At 62.8% G+C, this 18415-nt stretch carries 16 protein-coding genes and 1 riboswitch; of the genes, 10 read left to right on the top strand and 6 right to left on the bottom strand.

Translation table 11 applies throughout. The annotated features are described in order from the left end of the window. Positions 1-34: 34 nt before the first annotated feature. Entirely contained in the window at positions 35-1123 is a 1089-nt protein-coding gene (locus ACWF6P_RS16515) for a 3-deoxy-7-phosphoheptulonate synthase (RefSeq protein WP_003940571.1), read from the bottom strand. Between the two features lie 373 nt (positions 1124-1496). Here ACWF6P_RS16515 and ACWF6P_RS16510 point away from each other — a divergent pair, with 373 nt between their 5' ends. Then, positions 1497-2546, top strand: coding sequence for an ABC transporter substrate-binding protein (locus tag ACWF6P_RS16510; RefSeq protein ID WP_452621714.1), 1050 nt, complete (start codon positions 1497-1499; stop codon positions 2544-2546). A gap of 58 nt (positions 2547-2604) precedes the next feature. Here ACWF6P_RS16510 and ACWF6P_RS16505 read toward each other — a convergent pair whose 3' ends face one another. From ACWF6P_RS16505 to ACWF6P_RS16495, 3 genes are read right to left on the bottom strand one after another with little or no spacing between them, the layout of a single operon-like run. Next, positions 2605-3705, bottom strand: coding sequence for a DNA alkylation repair protein (locus ACWF6P_RS16505; protein WP_452621713.1), 1101 nt, complete (start codon positions 3703-3705; stop codon positions 2605-2607). Then, positions 3705-4022 (bottom strand): nuclear transport factor 2 family protein, encoded by a 318-nt coding sequence (locus ACWF6P_RS16500; protein WP_452621712.1) that lies wholly within the window; start codon positions 4020-4022, stop codon positions 3705-3707. Before ACWF6P_RS16500 ends, ACWF6P_RS16505 begins: the two co-directional genes overlap by 1 nt. Next, complete coding sequence (locus tag ACWF6P_RS16495; protein WP_452621711.1) at positions 4019-5689, bottom strand: PucR family transcriptional regulator; 1671 nt, start codon at positions 5687-5689, stop codon at positions 4019-4021. Before ACWF6P_RS16495 ends, ACWF6P_RS16500 begins: the two co-directional genes overlap by 4 nt. Before the next feature lie 195 nt (positions 5690-5884). On the opposite strand from ACWF6P_RS16495, the gene pruA reads away from it, so the two are divergent. Next, the gene (pruA, locus tag ACWF6P_RS16490; RefSeq protein WP_452621710.1) at positions 5885-7549 is read left to right on the top strand and encodes an L-glutamate gamma-semialdehyde dehydrogenase; all 1665 of its coding nucleotides are present in this window, start codon (positions 5885-5887) and stop codon (positions 7547-7549) included. Next, positions 7546-8511, top strand: coding sequence for a proline dehydrogenase family protein (locus tag ACWF6P_RS16485; RefSeq protein WP_452621709.1), 966 nt, complete (start codon positions 7546-7548; stop codon positions 8509-8511). The genes pruA and ACWF6P_RS16485 overlap by 4 nt, the downstream gene beginning before the upstream one ends. On the opposite strand, the gene ACWF6P_RS16480 is transcribed toward ACWF6P_RS16485, so the two are convergent. Next, on the bottom strand, positions 8508-9806 hold the full coding sequence (locus ACWF6P_RS16480) for an NtaA/DmoA family FMN-dependent monooxygenase (protein ID WP_452621708.1): 1299 nt from the start codon (positions 9804-9806) through the stop codon (positions 8508-8510). The two genes, ACWF6P_RS16485 and ACWF6P_RS16480, sit on opposite strands and share 4 nt — an antisense overlap. A gap of 109 nt (positions 9807-9915) precedes the next feature. After that, positions 9916-10461 (bottom strand): CGNR zinc finger domain-containing protein, encoded by a 546-nt coding sequence (locus ACWF6P_RS16475; RefSeq protein WP_452621707.1) that lies wholly within the window; start codon positions 10459-10461, stop codon positions 9916-9918. A 68-nt stretch (positions 10462-10529) separates the two neighbouring features. Between ACWF6P_RS16475 and ACWF6P_RS16470 the strand changes: the two genes are divergently transcribed. The 7 genes from ACWF6P_RS16470 to metE all read left to right on the top strand — a co-directional run bounded on the left by ACWF6P_RS16470 (position 10530) and on the right by metE (position 18388). Then, complete coding sequence (locus ACWF6P_RS16470) at positions 10530-11477, top strand: EamA family transporter (protein WP_452621706.1); 948 nt, start codon at positions 10530-10532, stop codon at positions 11475-11477. Positions 11478-11522: 45 nt separating this feature from the next. Beyond that, positions 11523-12461 carry an ABC transporter ATP-binding protein gene (locus tag ACWF6P_RS16465; protein ID WP_378543103.1) on the top strand — a complete coding sequence of 313 codons (939 nt, stop codon included), beginning with the start codon at positions 11523-11525 and terminating at the stop codon, positions 12459-12461. Further along, the gene (locus ACWF6P_RS16460; protein WP_378446173.1) at positions 12461-13255 is read left to right on the top strand and encodes an ABC transporter permease; all 795 of its coding nucleotides are present in this window, start codon (positions 12461-12463) and stop codon (positions 13253-13255) included. Before ACWF6P_RS16465 ends, ACWF6P_RS16460 begins: the two co-directional genes overlap by 1 nt. Further along, complete coding sequence (locus ACWF6P_RS16455) at positions 13256-14380, top strand: sensor histidine kinase (RefSeq protein WP_452621705.1); 1125 nt, start codon at positions 13256-13258, stop codon at positions 14378-14380. Continuing rightward, positions 14377-15006 carry a response regulator transcription factor gene (locus ACWF6P_RS16450; RefSeq protein ID WP_378446171.1) on the top strand — a complete coding sequence of 210 codons (630 nt, stop codon included), beginning with the start codon at positions 14377-14379 and terminating at the stop codon, positions 15004-15006. Before ACWF6P_RS16455 ends, ACWF6P_RS16450 begins: the two co-directional genes overlap by 4 nt. 216 nt (positions 15007-15222) lie before the next feature. After that, positions 15223-15660 (top strand): helix-turn-helix domain-containing protein, encoded by a 438-nt coding sequence (locus ACWF6P_RS16445; protein ID WP_030535308.1) that lies wholly within the window; start codon positions 15223-15225, stop codon positions 15658-15660. Between the two features lie 95 nt (positions 15661-15755). Beyond that, positions 15756-15964, top strand: a riboswitch (cobalamin riboswitch). A 159-nt stretch (positions 15965-16123) separates the two neighbouring features. Continuing rightward, positions 16124-18388, top strand: coding sequence for a 5-methyltetrahydropteroyltriglutamate--homocysteine S-methyltransferase (gene metE / locus ACWF6P_RS16440; protein ID WP_452621704.1), 2265 nt, complete (start codon positions 16124-16126; stop codon positions 18386-18388). The last annotated feature ends 27 nt before the right edge of the window (positions 18389-18415 follow it).

Raw genomic sequence — 18415 nt, 5'->3', positions numbered from 1 at the left:
GAGTCCAGGCACTCCCTAAACGCGCACGGGGGCGTCAGCCCCTCCGAGCCGCAACAGCCTGCGCCAAACGATCCAACTGCGCTGCCGTGGTGGACCAGTCGATGCACGCGTCGGTGATCGACTGACCGTAAGTGAGCTCGTCGGCCTTACCCAAGGTCAGGTCCTGACGTCCGGCCTCGATGAAGCTCTCCAACATGACGCCGGCGATTCCCTGCTCACCCTCGGTGAGACGACGGGCAATGTCGTCCAGAACGATGACCTGACGCTCGTGGTCCTTGCTGCTGTTGCCGTGGCTCGCGTCGATGACCACGCGCTCGGGCAAGTTCGACTTACGCAGGCGGGCAAGGGTGTCCGCGACAGTCTCGGCATCGTAGTTCGGTCCGTCGCTGCCGCCGCGAAGAATGACATGGCAGTCGGGGTTGCCGGCAGTGCGAATCAAGGCAGCCTGACCGTCGAGGTCGGTTCCGGGGAACACATGGCTCGCTGCAGCAGCGCGGGTACCGTCGACGGCTACCTGCACGTCACCCTCGGTGGAGTTCTTGATGCCGACGGGCATGGACAGTGCGCTGCACAGCTGGCGATGCACCTGGCTCGCAGCGGTCCGGGCACCGATCGCACCGTAGCTGACCAGGTCCGCAATGTACTGAGGCATTATCGGGTCGAGGAATTCACAACCGACAGGCAAGCCCAGACTCGACACGTCGAGAAGCAGTTTGCGACCGATACCGAGCCCGGTGTTGATGTCGAAAGTTCCGTCGAGGTGCGGATCGTTGAGCAGTCCCTTCCACCCGAGCGTGGTGCGCGGCTTCTCGAAGTAGACGCGCATGACAATGTGCAGATCGTCCCGCAACTCCTCGGCCTTGGCGGCCAACCGGCGGGCGTAGTCCATTGCGGCTTCCGGATCGTGCACGGAGCACGGACCGACAACGACGATCAGACGATCGTCGTCACCGTTGAGGATGTTGATGGTGTCTGCACGACCGGTGCGCACGGTTGCGGCCGCGACCTCGTCCGGAGCGTGCTGAGCACGAACAGTCGCCGGTGACACGAGCGGACTGATACTCACAGTGCGCTGATCGTCGAGGCTGTCCGAAGCTGCAGTGGTGTCGATGGTGACAGTCATGGGGTTTTCGGTTTCCTGTTCTCAGGCCGACCCCAGAGATGAAGAGAAACTCCAGCGAGCCGGTCTGTAGTCCGGCTCTTGGGTGGAGGTTGTCAGCGCGTGGTTACGCCGGCAGGCCCACCCGGGGCCGGCCTGCTAAACCAGAAATAGACGCGCTGCATGTCGGCCACGATACCTCGAGTTCCGATCGGGTGGGCGTGCCCCTCCACGACGAGCCGAATCCGAGGGGAGAGTCCCGTGGCACGAGTCCGTGACGAATGGCCAAATCCGCTGAGCGATTGGCGCTTTCGAGCAAGGCTCCGGCTACGGAATTCGAATACGTTGGTCAGGCACCTGCCAATGCCCGGAACATCAGATGGAGCTGCGCCTTCTCATGCCTGTGATCGAATCGACCGAAACCTTCCACCCGAGGGTTTCCCCTTCCGCGCCCGAAACCGCCTTGCAGTCGACGAAAGATGTGGACCGCGAATTCACCCGTCTGATCGATTCCTTGACACGACGTGGCTTCCTGACCGGTGCGGCGGCGCTCGGTGCACTGGGCGCACTGTCTGCGTGTTCGAGCAAATCCAACGGCACCGAAGCCTCGGACGAGTGGGTCGACATCGTCGTCGCGGACCAGGCCTACCGCCTCCCGCGGAACCCCAAGCGTGTCGTGGTGCTCGAAGCCCGAGGAGCCCTCGATTTCGCACTACTGGCCGAGTACCCGATCGTCGCGACCAATTGGGATCCGAAGTCTCAACTCATGCAGCAGGTACCCGCCGGCGCAGCTCGCCTCGGTGGGACGAACAACGAACCGAATGCCGAATCGATACTGAGCCACGACCCCGATCTGTTGGTCGTCGGGAAAGGCTGGTGGGATTACTACCAGGACAAGGGCCTGCTCGGCACTGACATCGCACCGGTGCTCGTCGTCGACGAGGGCACGACGGGCTCGTCGTGGAAGCAGGCCATGACCGCGCAACTGACGGCTCTCGATCGCCACGAAGTCGCCGAACGCGTCATCGCCCGATACAACGCCGAACTTGCACAAGCGCGAGCCAAGATCGGTGGACTGCTCGAAGGAAAGTCGATCGCGATAGCCGGCGCAGACAGCGGTCAGATCTGGCTGCAGAACAACACGTTCGCCGTGTCGGTTGCGCAGGACCTCGGCTTGAACGTCTTGACCGACGCTGCCCATGCCGCACCTGATCGGAAGGATTCGACTTTCTACAGCCTCGAGGAGCTTGCGATCTTCGACCAGGCCGACTTCGTGTTGCTACAGAACCCCGACGCTGTGGAAGCCGAGTCGCCCACGTGGAAACGAGTCCGCGCTGTCCAGGACGGTCACGTCGGGCAGTTGCGTTACGACCTCAACAACGGCCTCGCTCTGACTGCGATGGCCCTGGCCGCTGATATCGCCGAACAAGTACAGGTCATGCGCTGACGTCTGTGCGGGCATCCGTTCAGGACTCGAGTGACCCCGTCTCACCGGGTGGGGTCATTCACGCCTCCAAGCGGAATACACCTCGCACCTGGCGTACGCCGTTGATCTGCACCTCGACGGCATGTTCGCCGGCGTAGTACTTCCGGGTGCTGATCGGTTTGAAGGAATGCCTCTTCGCGATGCGGGCGGGCACCCCGGGCTCCAGCGTTCGTGTTGTCAGTTTGAAGACCTTGGGCGTGGTCTGCCCGTTGGCCTTCACGTGGTGGACGATGTAATCGATCACGACGGTGACGGACTCGCTGCCGTTGTTCGTGACGGCGAAGTCGAAGGTGAGTTCTCCACCCGCATCGACTGTTTCGCGGTCGATGACGAAGCCCTCGACCACGACGTCGGTGGGCGGTGAGAACCCCAAAAGCGACAGAGCATCTGGGTCGCCGGCCTTGATCAACGTCCGAAATGCATGTTTGACGATTTTCAGTGTGTTGGAATCCGGTGTCTGTAACCAGCGCTTCGCGGTCGATACTGCGAGCGCTGCATCGGCACGACTGAGATCGTTGAGATGGTTTGCGACCGAACGGCGTACATATTCGGAATCATCCCGGTACAGCTCGTCGAGAATGGAGATTGTCGACTCGGGACGGGCCGTCAACTCTTTCACTCGCCTTCCCCAAGGCAAACGTGTACGAGTGCCTTCGGTCGCCAAGCGCCGGACGTGTTCGTCTTCGTGCCCGGTCCAGGCGAGTGCAATCGCCAGAGAACGGTGAAGGTCCGTTTCAAGGAAGGTTCGAATCGCGAATTCACCAGTCAGACGCGAAGTCAGCTCAGCGAGGAGTGCCATTCCACCGTCGAAATCCGACTCGGAGCCGCTCCGTGTCGCCGTGACGGCAACTGCTTCGGTGACCGGCCAGATCATCCACCCCGTGAAGGTCTCCTCTTCGAGCGCACGACGGATGATCTCCGCGAAGACCGGAAAGTCCTCGGGCAGTTCGGCAATCATCGCGTCCCGTACGACGCGTGTGCGCTCACCGAGACTCATTCCGTCGAATTTGGATGAGCTACCTCGTACGAGGTCAAGGCGCGTATCGCCAGTCGCGCGCTCGAGGCAGCCTGCCAGATCGGCCACGACGGATACCCCGAGAAGTTCGTCAGCTGTAGGCATCAGGGGCACACCGTGAGAGCGGAAACCCGATCACCGTCGAGAGTGAAGTGGTGGTGTAACCGCACGGGGCTTCCGGGAAAATCACCCTCGACCTTGACTGATACGACGACGGCCGAGCCAGGCGTGTGCACCGACTCGATCTTCTGGGTGAAGGTGAACGCCGTCGACACGGCGGACTTCCACGCCACGATTTCTTCGATGCCGAGATACGTCCGGCCGTCGTCACGCACCACCGCGTCTTCGGTGAACACGTCGCGGACGTCGCCGCCGTCGAAGTACGCGCGCGCTGCGCCTGGCACCTTCGCTGAGTCGATCATTCGCGAAGAGTACTGCTGGGGTCCGACAGGTTCGGCGACCTCGCTGCGCGAGCGGAGGCCGCCAGCTGAATCTCCATCAACAGCCGCGCCGACGGCTCGGACAGGTCGGTATCTGTGATCTCCTCGACCCTCTTGATCCGATACCGGAGTGTGTTCGGGTGAATGCGAAGCTGCTCGGATGCACGCCGGACATCACCCGAATGTGCGAGGTAAACGGAGACGCTTTCACGCATGTTCGACCCGTTGCGCCCGTCGTAAACGTCGAGCGCGTCGATTCTCGGATCGTGCAGTTCCTCGTCGGCCGCGATCGTGTCCATGATTTCGCGCAGCAGCACCGGGGTGCGCGAGTCCGCGAGAGTGGTCACACGAACATCCCCCGACGTGCCGTCAAGTACCCGATCCACTTCGGCCCGAGCCTGGGCCACCTCTGCAAGCGTCGAAACCGGAGACGACACGGCGGCCCGTAAACCCGAGGGCGACACCTTGTCCAAACGCGCGATAACTTCGCGGGTCCACGAGACCGTGGATTTCACGGATTGGGTTCGTGGAAACAGCACATAGATCCGGGTGCCGACGGCACTCACCAGCGATTCACGCTGAAAGGCGCTGGCGTGCAGGCGCAAAGACGACACGAGTTCACCCGACGACGGCAGCCCACCGCCACCGACGCCCGCCACCCCGATCACCATCGCCGGTCCGGACATCGGAATGGACAACGAGGCCGCCAGGGAAGGAACGTCGACGCCCCCGCCACGAACCCCGAGCAACCGCTGAATCTGTATCGCCTCGTTGTTCGGTGCGTCCCGAATACGCGAAATCAGCCGAGCAGCAACGGCAGCGGCGCCTCGAAGGACACTGTCGGCGTCGCCGGCAATGGGAAGCGGGCCTTCCTGAACCCAGATAGTGCCGAGCAGGCCAGAACTGAAACCACTCTCCCCCTTGATGTTCTCGGAGATCCTGCGTATCGGAACCACCAACCGTCGCCTGATCGCGAGGTCTTCGTGGGCAGGCACCTCGACCACGTCGTCGCTGCGCCGCAGGCTTTCGAAGACGCCCCACTCCTGCAGCTTTCGGAGGTATTCGTGAGGACCTTCGCGTCCGAGAATGGATCGTTTGCGTAGCTCGTCCGCAGCATCCCCCGATGCCGAGTAAGCCAAGACATGAGAACGCTCGTCCTCGATACTGACCATTCCCCGCGTGAGTGCTGCGACGTTCTGAGCCAACTCGAACAAGTCTGTGTCACTACCGAATACGACGTCGTCCGAATCCTGTCGGGACACCGAATGATCGAGCACGCCGCGGACCGTGGTGAACAATCGATCCCACCGAGCGTCCGCATGGACCGCAATCAACGCGATCCCGGCGCGCTTTGCCGCTTCCTGCACCGACGTGTCCGAGGCCTCCTTCGACATGACGGCCCGAGGCGCTGAGCCACTCTGATCGAGGCGGTTCAACCAGGCCGCCAGTTCGGCTGCACCGACACCGACAGTGAGCCAGAGGTCAGAGGATTCGACGTCAGCAGTTCTGGGGCGCACGAGGTCCCCGACCTCCGCGAACACCACGGAATCGACGAAGAAGTCGTCGCCTGGCGGCGAGAGGACGAGCTCGACAAAGGCTCCACCCAGTGCTCCAAGGACCGCGTCGAGCCTGACCCCACGGATAGACACGTACCACCAACTTTCCGGACCGTTCCTACGCCTTGATTTCGAGAATAGTGCATTTTCCTGCGAAAACAGTTCAGCCGATCGGACAAACACGGCCGCCGATATTTGGCCGCTCAGCGGATTACTCACCGAGATCTTTCGACTTGACTGGTGAACAACACGACAACTGCCCACTCCTGAGTCTGCCGAAGGATCGTCATGGACGCCGTCACCAATGTCCCCCACCCCTCCAACGAACCGGTCAACAATTACGCGCCGGGAAGCCCGGAACGATCTCGCCTACGCATGAAGCTGACCGAACTGGCCGAAACACCGACCGACATCAGACAGGTCATCGGTGGTGTCCACCGAACCGCGGAAGGTAAGCGGGAGAACGTCGTTCAACCACACCGTCACAGTTCCGTGATCGGATCATTTGCGGGCGCAACGCACTCGGACGTTCGAGACGCAATCGACGCCGCCACCCTCGCCGCCCCCGCCTGGCGCGACCTCTCGTTCGACGACCGGGCTGCAGTCTTCCTGAGAGCTGCCGACCTGCTCTCCGGACCGTGGCGTGAAACCATCGCCGCCGCAACAATGCTCGGGCAGTCCAAGACCGCATATCAGGCCGAGATCGACGCACCGTGCGAACTGATCGACTTCTGGCGATTCAACGTCGCGTTCGCTCGTCAGATACTCGCCGACCAGCCCGTTTCCGCTCCGGGAGTATGGAATCGCGTCGAGTATCGGCCGCTCGAAGGCTTTGTCTACGCGATCACGCCCTTCAATTTCACCGCCATCGCCGGAAATCTACCCACCGCACCGGCCCTGATGGGCAACACCGTGATCTGGAAGCCGTCACCGACGCAGGCCGTCGCGGCGTACCTGACGATGCAACTACTCGAAGCCGCGGGCCTACCACCCGGAGTGATCAATCTTGTTCTCGGCGACGGCCCCATGGTGTCCGAGGTCGCGCTTGCCGACCCTCGCCTGGCCGGCATCCACTTCACCGGATCGACTGCAACGTTTCAGCGTTTGTGGCGTGAAGTCGGTGCCAACATCTCGAACTACCGGACGTATCCGCGTCTCGTCGGCGAGACCGGCGGCAAAGACTTCGTACTCGCACACAGTTCCGCTGACCCGGACGTACTCACGACGGCGTTGATCCGCGGGGCCTTCGACTACCAGGGACAGAAATGCTCGGCCGCGTCACGCGCATTCGTCCCGAAGTCGGTGTGGGCCAGGATGGGCGACACGTTCATCGACACGGTGTCGTCACTGAAGTACGGCGACGTCACCGACCTGACGAACTTCGGCGGCGCCGTCATCGACCAGCGTTCCTTCGACCGCAACGCCGCCGCGATCGTCCGCGCCAAGTCGACCAGCAGCCTCACCATCGCAGCGGGCGGCGACTACGACGACCGCGAAGGGTTCTTCATCTCGCCGACCGTCCTGCTCGGCGACGACCCCAGTGACGAGGCATTCAGCACCGAGTACTTCGGTCCCATACTCTCGTTGCACGTTTACGACGACTCCGCGCCGAATGCCTACGCCGACACCCTCGCTCGTATCGACAGCGGATCCACCTACGCCCTGACCGGCGCCGTGATCGCCACCGACCGTGCCGCCGTCGATCAGGCCCACCATGGTCTGCGGTTCGCCGCCGGAAACTTCTACGTCAACGACAAACCCACGGGAGCGGTTGTCGGACAACAACCCTTCGGAGGTGCACGGGCCTCGGGCACCAATGACAAGGCCGGTTCGCCGCAGAATCTACTCCGTTGGGCTTCGACGCGAACCGTGAAGGAAACCTTCGTTCCTCCCACCGATCATCGTTACCCCCACCAGGACGTCGATTCAGCCGAAAGCGAGAACCGTCGATGAGCGCCGTGTCCCTGAGCAACCCGCTGCGCCCGGTACTTCTGGCGGCGGCGCGCTCGCCTCGACTGGAGAAGACGCTCTCCGGGATGACCGTGACTCGCAAGCTGGTAGACAGGTTTGTCGCCGGCGACGCGGAACCCGCAGCGGTCTCTGCCGTACGCGACATCCTCGCCAGTGGCCGGTTCGCCACGGTGGACTACCTCGGCGAGGACACCACCGATCCAGCTCAGGCAACCGCAACCGTCGACGCCTATCTCTCTCTTCTCCGCACCTATGCAACGCTTTCCGACACTGCCGGGACGCAACACCCCTTCGAGGTCTCACTCAAACTCTCCGCGTTGGGGCAGTCACTCCCCGGTGACGGCGAGAAGATCGCACTGGCGAACGCACACCGAATTGTCACAGCGGCAGACGAAGTGGGTGCGTGGGTCACCGTCGACGCCGAGGATCACACCACCACCGACTCGACACTGTCCATAGTCGAGGAGTTGCGCCGCGACTTCCCGACGCTCGGCACAGTCCTGCAGGCATATCTGCATCGCACCGAGGCCGACTGCCGCCACTTCTCCGGACCAGGTTCGCGAATTCGCCTGTGCAAGGGCGCATACAAAGAGCCGGCAGGGGTCGCATTTCAAAAGCCCGCCGACGTCGACGCGTCGTACCTGCGTTGCCTGAAGGTCTTGATGGAGGGTGACGGATACCCGATGGTCGCCTCCCACGATCCCACGATGATCGACGCCGCACTCGAACTCGCCACACTCGCCGAGCGGACACCCGAGGATTTCGAGTTCCAGATGCTCTACGGCATCCGCGACGGCGAACAACGCAGATTGGTGGCCGAAGGCAATCACCTACGGGTCTACGTTCCGTACGGCAGCCAGTGGTACGGCTACTTCATGCGTCGCCTCGCGGAACGACCGGCCAACCTGATGTTCTTCATGCGCTCACTCGCCTCCAACAACTAGGGCGCCGGAAACTGCGGCAGCGGCGGCAACTCGAGGTTCTCTCGGAAAGTACCGCCGACGTAGTCCGTTCCCACGATTCCACGCTTACGTAGTTCCGGCAACAGGCCGTTCGTGACGAAATCGCGTGTGCGCGGCGCGGCAAGGTCACCGAGCGTGATGACGTCGAGAACTCCCGCGTCGTAACGCTCCGCGATCGCGTCCGCGAGATGTTCCGGGGTACCTGCCGCTGCCCAGTGGCCGGTGTCCTTGGACGCGATGATCAACTCACGCAGCGTCTTTCCTTGCGCGGCGAGCTTGCCGAAGATCTCGACTCGGCCCCGTCGTCGATTCACCGACGACGGGTCCGGGATCAACGACTCCGGGATCGGCCGGTCCAACGGTAATTCCGAGAAATCCACGTCGCCGCCGAACATGTCGGCAAGCCGCGTGCGTCCGGCGTCGAAGTCCGTCGATTCCTCGGCCTCTCTGACCAATCGGTCGACTTCGGCTTCGGTGGCTCCGTACGTTGCGTGGAACGAGCTGAAAATCAGTGGCAGTTCGTCCCCACGCCCCAACTCTGCCGCCCTTGCGCGAATGGTCTTCGTGTAGGTGACCGCGTCCTCGAAGGTTGGGAGAGAGGTGAATACGACCTCTGCGAAGCGAGCACCCAGTTCGATACCTCCGGCAGACTGTCCTGCCTGGAATTGAACCGGACGACGCTGCGGCAGTGAAGGAATGTTCAACGGCCCCTGCACGGTGAAATACTTGCCTCGGTGCTCGATGGGGACCACCCGCGACGGATCGAGCACTGCGGACCCCTTGCCCTGGACCAGGGCGCCGGGCTTCCAGCTGTCGAACAGTGCGTTGACGACCTCGAGCGATTCGGCCGCTCGGGCGTACCGCTCCTCCGGGCTCGGCAGCGTCAGATCGCTGTAGTTCTCCTCTCCGAGTGAGGAAGTGACCGCATTCCACGCAGCCCTACCATTGCTGACGTGGTCGAGGGTGCCGAACAACCGCGCCAGGTTGAAGGGGTGATGAAACGTCGTCGTGACGGTCGCGATGAGGCCCACGTGGGTGGTGACCGCACTCAGCGCGGCGAGAAAGATCAGCGGTTCCTGCGCGCCGATCGCGCCCTGCGCGCCGAAGCTCAACAGGTCGGCGGCAAACAGTCCGTCGATCTTGTTCGCCTCGGCGGTCTTCGCGATTTCGATCGCGGACGCGAGCGTCGAAGTCCTCGGATCGATCGCGGCGTCGTAGATGCTCGCCGCCCCGCTGACACCGGTCACCGTTTTGAGCGGACGCCTACGATCGGCCACCGAATATCCTCCTGGCTTCGCGAAATCTGTTCCGACTTCACAACGCTAGACCGATCCTGGCTCCCCACAAGGTATTCACTCAGCCTGGTCTTAACCCTCCACCACTCGGTTACGCCCCGGATCTGCGGGCACGATAGGCGGCGACGTGTGCCCTGTTCCCACAGTTTCCGGTGTCGCAGTATCGCTTCGAACGATTGCGCGACAGATCCACGAAGACCGCTTCGCAGTCCGGGGCCTCACACCATCGCAGTCTCGAGAATTCGTCGGTTCGGATCAGATCGAGCACACCCATCGCCGCTTCTGCCGCCATCCGGTCCGCCAGGGGCGAATCGTCAGCGGTGACGTGCAGATGCCAACCGAGGTCGTCGTGCCTGGTGAGCCGCGGCCGCGCACCCGATTCGAGCAACAGTGTGTTCACCACCTCGACGGCGTTGTCCACTCCCGCAACTTCCCAGAACTGTCGCAGCCTGGGACGCAGAGCACGAACCGCCGTCAATTCCTCCAGCGTGCCGTCCCGCCTGCCGGTCCAGTGATCCGCGTCGAGAAACCGTGTCAGTTCCTCTTGATCCGGAAGCAGTTCGGCCCCGCCGCGGTCCGTGTTGACCAACGAGGCAGCGAAGACGAGCGCCGATTCCGTGTCACCAGCAAAATGCACTTTGACTCCTGAGCTGTATCGACCTAGTGTCAGCATCGTAATCGCTTTTACTCCTGACGGGTGACGACGTGAACTCTCGCAACGGCTTGATCTTCGCTCTGCTGTCCGCGGCAACGTTCGGCATATCGGGCCCGTTCGCGAAATCTCTCATCGAATCAGGGTGGTCCCCCGGCGGCGCAGTATTCGCGCGCGTTGCCGGCGGCGCACTGGTGATGATGGTGATCGCAGTAGCCACCCAGTGGAATCGCCTACGACAGGTGAGCACCCACACGCGAACGGTACTGCTGTACGGGGTGTTCGCGATCTCGGGCGTTCAACTGTGCTTCTTCAATGCCGTGCAACATCTTTCGGTCGGAGTCGCACTGCTTCTCGAATACCTTGCACCGATCATCGTCATCGGGTGGGTGTGGATCACCAAAGGCACGCGCCCGAGTGTGCAGACACTTCTCGGTGCAGCGGTTGCCCTGATCGGCGCCGCCGTGGTGATCGACGTCTTCGGATCGGCGGAGATCAGTGCCGCCGGCGTCGCCTGGGGATTGGCGGCAGCGGCTTGTCTTGCAGTCTATTTCGTCATTTCCGAGCGCGCGGACGGCGACCTCCATCCCGTTGTACTCGCGGCGTCCGGGCTCACCGTCAGCGCACTGGTCATCGGCACCCTCGGACTCGTCGGCATCCTCCCCTTCCAGTTCTCGGCCTCGAACACCGTCGTGGCAGAACACTCGGTTGGCGTGTGGCTGCCGGTAACGGTTCTCGTCCTGGTCAGCACCGTCATCGCCTATCTCACCGGCATCGCCGCGATCACGCTCCTGGGACCAACCATCGGATCCCTGGTAGCGCTGACCGAAGTGCTGTGTGCGGTTGTCGCCGCCTGGATCCTGGTCGGGGAGTCCGTCACCGCACTACAAGCTGCGGGCGGTGCAGCCATCATCGCCGGTTTGGTCCTCGCCCGACTCGGCCAGGTTGCACCGAAACAGATACCGGCCGACCCGATGACAAATGTCATGGCAGAAGAATGACGGACGGACGAGGGTTCACGTCCTCGAAGCGAGCAGATTCTATGTATGACCTCAGCACAGGCACTGCATCCACTCAGTGAAGGATCGACACACGACGCCGTCCGGTTGACCGGACTTCGCAAGAGTTTCGGCACCGTCGACGCAGTCAAGGGAATCGACCTGAGCATCCGCCCCGGCGAGATCGTCGCGTTCCTCGGCCCGAACGGCGCAGGCAAGACCACGACCATCGACATGATTCTCGGCCTGTCCCGGCCGACGTCGGGCGAGGTGAGCGTCTTCGGAATGTCACCTCGATCAGCGATAGCGCGCGGACTCGTGTCCGCAGTCATGCAGACCGGCGGGCTGCTCAAAGAACTGACAGTGGCCGAGACCGTACAGCTGACCGCCAGTCTGTACGCCCATTCCCGTCCGGTCGACGAGGTGCTGGGGAGAGCCGGAATCCTCGACATCTCCGATCGCCTCGTCAGCAAATGCTCGGGCGGACAACAACAACGCCTACGATTTGCGATGGCGTTGCTGTCGGACCCCCAATTGCTCATTCTGGACGAGCCGACCACCGGCATGGACGTCGAAGGGCGACGGGACTTTTGGTCCGCCATCCGCGCCGACGCCGATCACGGTCGCACTGTGCTCTTTGCGACGCACTACCTCGAAGAAGCCGATGTCTACGCCGACCGCATCATCCTGGTCCGGCAAGGCACCGTGGTCGCAGACGGGACCACAGCCGAGGTCAAGTCCATGGCGTCCGGACGGACCCTGCGTGCGACAGTCCCCGGCATCACAGACGAACTCCTGCGCGCGATTCCGAACTCGGACGCCGTCGAGGTGCGTGGCGAGTCACTGCTAGTGCACTCGGGTGACACCGACGCCGTTGCACGGTTCCTGTTGACCAACACGCAGGCTCGCGATCTCGAAATCGTCTCCCGCGGTCTCGAAGACGCCTTCATCGCACTCACGTCGAACAACTCCGAAGGACAGAAGTGATGACCACTGCAACCGAACCGAACACCTACGGGGCCGAGCGAACCGTCGTACCTCTCGGCGGATTCAACACGACGCTTCTGCGACTGGAATTCCGTCGTCTGACCCGCAATCGGCGCACGATGATCTTCACGCTCGTCATGCCGGTTGTCTTCTTCCTCGTCTTCGGGCTCGGTCAAGGCGACGACGATCACGGGATCGGGCATGGCAATGTCGCCGCGTACATCATGATCAGCATGGCGCTGTACGGCGCGATGCTGGCCACTACCAGCGGCGGAGCGATGGTCTCGATCGAACGGGCGTCGGGATGGAGCCGGCAACTTCGGCTGACTCCCCTGACGCCAGTCGCCTACATCGCCGTCAAACTGATCATGGCAATGCTGCTCGGGCTCGTCTCGATTCTCGTGGTTTACGCCGTCGGCTCGTTCACCTCCGCGCAGATGGACGGATCACTGTGGTTCACAACGGCATTGATCGCCTGGCTGGGATCGTCGATCTTCGCGGCATTCGGCCTGTTCATGGGGTATCTGCTGCCCAGCGAGAACGTCATGCAGTTGCTCGGGCCAGGGCTGGCCCTGCTCGCCTTCGGCGGCGGACTCTTCGTGCCGCTCGAAGACGGTTCGGTATGGGCGAGCATCGCACAGTTCACACCGATGTTCGGCATCAACGCCCTCGCCCACGCACCGCTGACGGGCAATAGCATTCATTGGACCTGGATCGTCAATATCCTGGTGTGGTTCGCCATCTTCGCCGGCGGAGCGATCTGGCGGTTCCAACGAGATACGGAGCGTGTGTAGTTGCCGGAAACGACTGACCGAAACGATTCCGTCGCATTGCCGCGACGGAATCGTTTCGGCGTTCTCTTCGCGGCGGTCTGGATGGTGTTTCTCGGCGGACCGCTGATCGAGGGATGGAATCTGCGCGACGAACTGCGCGGCTGGACAGGGATTCTCGCGACGATCGCCTTCAGTGCGCTCTACCTCTACACCTTCGCCACCACGCAGCAGCGGCGACGAATGACGATGACTCGGCCGACGATTCGCGAAGCTGCACTGGCTCTGGCCGCCTTGACCGCGCTGGCCGCTGCGATGATCGTCAGCGTCGGGCCGACGGGATTGGCGGCCGCACCGTATCTCGCGGTGACAGCGGTGACGCTGCTCCCGACCGTCGCGGGCGGCATTCTCGCCTTGGTGTTCGCGGCCTCCGTGGAGATAGTGAGCCTCTCGTCAGGGTGGGGAAATTACTCCGGCCTCTCACTCGGTGTCTGCGCGGCCGCATTTGCGACGTGGGGCATCATGTCCCTCATCAGCCGTAACTTCGCCATGCTCCATGAACGTGAAGAGCAGGAGCAGCGGGCGATCGCGGAGGAGCGAACGAGGATGGCGCGCGATCTGCACGACATACTCGGGCACTCACTGACCGTCATCACGATCAAAGCCGAATTGGCCAACCGCTTACTGGACGTGGACATCGAACGTGCGCGCAGCGAACTCGACGACCTCGAAAGACTCTCTCGCGACGCGTTGGCAGACGTCCGCTCGGCAGTCGAAGGATTTCGTGGGATTTCGCTGCCCGTCGAGATAGCCCGTGCGCGAGAGGCATTGCGTGCGGCAGGGATCGACGACGAGGTGCCGAGCAGTACCGACATGGTTCCTACGCGCCTTCGTGAACTCTTTGCATGGACGATCCGTGAGGGCGTGACCAATGTGGTTCGGCACAGCGGGGCAACACACTGCCGGATCACGGTCGACGAGAAAAGCGCGACTGTCGTCGACGACGGACACGGGGCCGGGTCGGCGTCTTCCGGCAACGGTCTGATCGGATTGCGAGAGCGAGCCGGTGCGTCGGGCGCACGAGTGATCATCACTCATCCCCAGCCGCAGGGGTTTGCACTTCAGGTAGTCGAACAGGAGAAAGTGTGAGCAACCAGGGCGAGCGGGCATCCATACGGCTGCTCTTGGCGGACGACCAGGCACTCGTGCGAGGAGCGCTGGCCGCGCTGCTCGATCTGGAATCCGACCTGTCCGTGGTGGCCGAGGTCGGCCGCGGTGACGAGGTAGTGGCCGCCGTTCTCGAGCACCGCCCGGATGTCGCACTTCTCGATGTCGAGATGCCTGGCATGGACGGGATTGCCGCGACGGCAGCCCTTCGCGAGGCAGCACCCGACACTCGAGTCCTGATCGTCACCACGTTCGGACGTCCCGGATTTCTTCGCAAAGCCCTGCACGCCGGGGCCGGCGGGTTCGTCGTCAAGGACACGCCCGCCAGGCAGCTTGCCGACGCCGTCAGACGTGTCCACGCCGGATTGCGCGTCGTCGATCCCACCCTTGCGGCCGACAGCCTCGTCAGCGGCGAGTCGCCCCTGACAGAACGTGAGACCCAAGTTCTCCGGGCCGCGCACGACGGCGCGCCCGTGGCAGCCATCGCGGCGGAACTCTTCCTCTCCCCCGGAACGGTTCGAAATCACCTGTCGGCCGCGATGGGTAAAACCGGCGCCACGACACGTGCCGAAGCCGTCAGAATCGCCGAGTCGAACGGCTGGCTCTGATCAGGACGGGCGAGAACCCGCTTCCCGGCAAATAGTTCGCCGCTCGTTCATTGATGGCAATTTGTCCAGATCACTCAAAGTAGGGACCTTATACCCTAGGGATTTGCCCGGAAAACTACCCGGTCACGCAAGTCCGAAACAGCTAATCGTTCGATAACTGGCTATGATGCAGTTAATTGAATTGACGGAGCCTGTGTAACGGGGAAGGGGCGTCTCATGTCGAACCAGTTCAACGATCGATTGAACTCGCTGTTCGAGACTGCCGACTTTCACGTCACCAATGCGATGGTCGTTCGCGGCATGACCGAGTTCGGTTGCCGCATCTCGACTCCGTATCTGTCACAACTGCGCACCGGCGTCCGAACCAATCCGTCACCGGAAGTGGTTGCCGCCCTCGCGCACTTCTTCAACGTCCATCCGGACTACTTCTACGCCCCGTCCGACCACACTCCGCCCGCCATCTCCGGTGGCGAAGCTGACCTTTCTCTACTCGAACAGTTGCACAACGTGCGCCTGCGAAACCTCACCTCGCGAGTCGTCGACCTCTCACCGTCGTCGCAGGATCTGCTCGTGGAAATGGCGGAAAATCTGCGCTCCTCGGAGAATCTTCCGCGCGTACCACCGGACTCGAATTCCTACATGTCACGCGCCTAGTGCTTCGTCGACTCTCCTTGACTGCTCAGGGAGGGTTGGCCTTATGCTGGTCGATGCAGCTGGTTCGCCCGGCACGGTCATGAGGAGCCCCGAAGACCGTTCCCGGCGTCGAAGCCCCGTCAGCGCAAGCTGTCGGAGTGAGAGGGAACCCGGTGAAAATCCGGGACTGTCCCGCAGCGGTAAGCAGGAACGACCGCCGTTTATGTGCACTGGGCATCCGCCTGGGAAGCGACGGCCAGTAGGTTCGATCCAACTCGATCGAGTGCCCGCGAGTCCGAAGACCTGCCGACTGTGTCGGGCACGCCGTGCCCGACGGTCCACCGCCTCGTGGAATGGGCGTGTAGATCTCCATCGGACCTCGTGTGCGGTGCGGGCAGTGCTGCCTGCCGAAACTCGAGGTCTCGTGAGGTGTACCCGTCTGCCGGCAGTGGCCATCAATGCATTGGCAATCTGGAGAAACTCCGTGACAACGACATTCACTTCGACCGTGCTGGGCTCACCGCGCATCGGTCCTCATCGAGAACTCAAGCGGGCAACCGAAAGCTACTGGGCGGGGCGCATCGACGCCGACGCCTTGCAGAGCGTGGCCCGTGACCTCCGTCGGCAGGGCTTGGCCGACCTCCGTGACCTGGGCCTCGACTCAATCCCGGTCAACACCTTCTCCTTCTACGACCAGATGCTCGACACCGCAGTTCTTCTCGGCGCACTACCCGATCGCGTCGCGCCCGTCACCGATCCGTTGGACCGCTACTTTGCAGCTGCCCGTGGGACGGACACCATTGCGCCGCTGGAAATGACGAAGTGGTTCGACACCAACTACCACTACCTGGTGCCGGAGATCTCACCGTCCACCACTTTCGAACTCGACCCGTCCAAGGTCTTGTCCGAACTGGCAGAAGCGCTTTCCGACGGCATTGCGGCCCGCCCGGTCGTCATCGGACCGGTTACCTTCCTGCTGCTCTCGAAGGCTGTCGGCACAGACGAGCCGCTGCTCTCGCGGCTCGACGAACTACTCCCTCTCTATGCGGACCTACTCGGCCGGCTCGCGAAGGCCGGTGCAGGGTGGGTCCAGCTCGACGAACCGGCACTCGTGGGCGATCGCACCGACGAGGAGATCGAAGCGGCACGCGCTGCGTACGAACAGCTTTCGGCGCTTTCGGAGCGACCGTCGATTCTGTTGGCGTCGTACTTCGGTTCGCTGCGTGACGCGTTGCCCGCACTTGCTTCGACCGGCGTCGAAGGATTTGCCGTCGACCTGGTGGCCGGTCAGGATTCGATCGGCTCCGTACCTGAACTCGCCCGCAAACTGGTCGTCGCCGGAGTGGTCGACGGACGAAACATCTGGCGGTCGGATCTGGACTCGGCACTGAGCACATTGGGCGCTCTGCTGGGAAGCGTCGATACGCTTGCCGTCTCGACGTCGTGCTCTCTGCTGCACGTTCCGTACACGCTCGACGCGGAAGCCGGGGTCGACAAGGCACTGCGCTCGTGGCTCGCGTTCGGAACCGAGAAAGTCAAGGAAGTAGTCACTCTCGCAACTGCTCTCACACAGGGTCGGGAATCGGTGGAGGACGAGTTCGCTCTGGCGCGAGCGGCCGCCTCGACCCGCAAGGACGATCGCAGACTCAACGACGCGAGTGTTCGAGGCCGTCTCGACGCCGTTCTGAACTCGGCAACTGGTCGAGCACCCGCCGCCGAACGCCGTGCGGCCCAGGACGAGTTGCTCTCTCTTCCGCCGCTCCCCACGACAACCATCGGCTCGTACCCGCAAACGTCGAAGATCCGCATCGCTCGCGCGGCGCTGCGCAAGGGCGAGATCGACGAAGCCGAGTACGTCAACCGTATGCGCGCCGAGATCGCCGAAGTTGTTGCGCTCCAAGAAAAGCTGGATCTCGACGTACTTGTTCACGGTGAGCCGGAACGCAACGACATGGTCCAGTACTTCGCGGAGCAGTTGGACGGGTTCTTCGCCACCGCCAACGGGTGGGTCCAGTCGTACGGCACCCGCTGCGTGCGTCCGCCGATTCTGTACGGCGACGTCTCGCGTCCGAAGCAGATGACCGTCGACTGGATCACGTACGCACAATCGATGACCGACAAGCCGGTCAAGGGCATGCTCACCGGGCCCGTCACCATCCTTGCCTGGTCCTTCGTCCGCGACGACCAACCGCCTGCCGACTCGGCAAATCAAGTCGCACTGGCCATTCGAGACGAGACGGTCGATCTGCAGGCCGCCGGTATCGGAATCATCCAGGTCGACGAACCCGCACTGCGTGAGCTACTCCCACTGCGTGCGGCAGACCAGCCCGCCTATCTGGACTGGTCCGTCGGCGCTTTCCGGTTGGCCACCTCGGGCGTCGCAGATTCCACCGCCATCCACACGCACCTGTGCTATTCCGAGTTCGGAGCGGTGATCGGTGCCATTGCCGGTCTCGACGCGGACGTCACGTCCATCGAGGCGGCTCGATCACACATGGAGGTGCTCGACGATCTCAGTTCGGTCGGGTTCGACCTCGGCGTCGGCCCGGGCGTCTACGACATCCACTCACCGCGTGTGCCGAGCGTCGACGAGATCGCCGAGTCGCTGCGCGAAGCACTCAAAGCCGTTCCGGTCGAACGATTGTGGGTCAATCCGGACTGCGGTTTGAAGACCCGCGGACCGGTCGAGGTCGAAGCGTCGCTGCGTAACCTCGTCGAAGCCGCGAAGTTGGTCCGAGCGGAGCTTTAGGGGCAAAGCCCTTGTGCGCCTTTTCGG

It is taken from the genome of Rhodococcus sp. NPDC055024, assembly GCF_053608585.1.
This window is presented reverse-complemented; position numbering and strand designations above follow the sequence as displayed.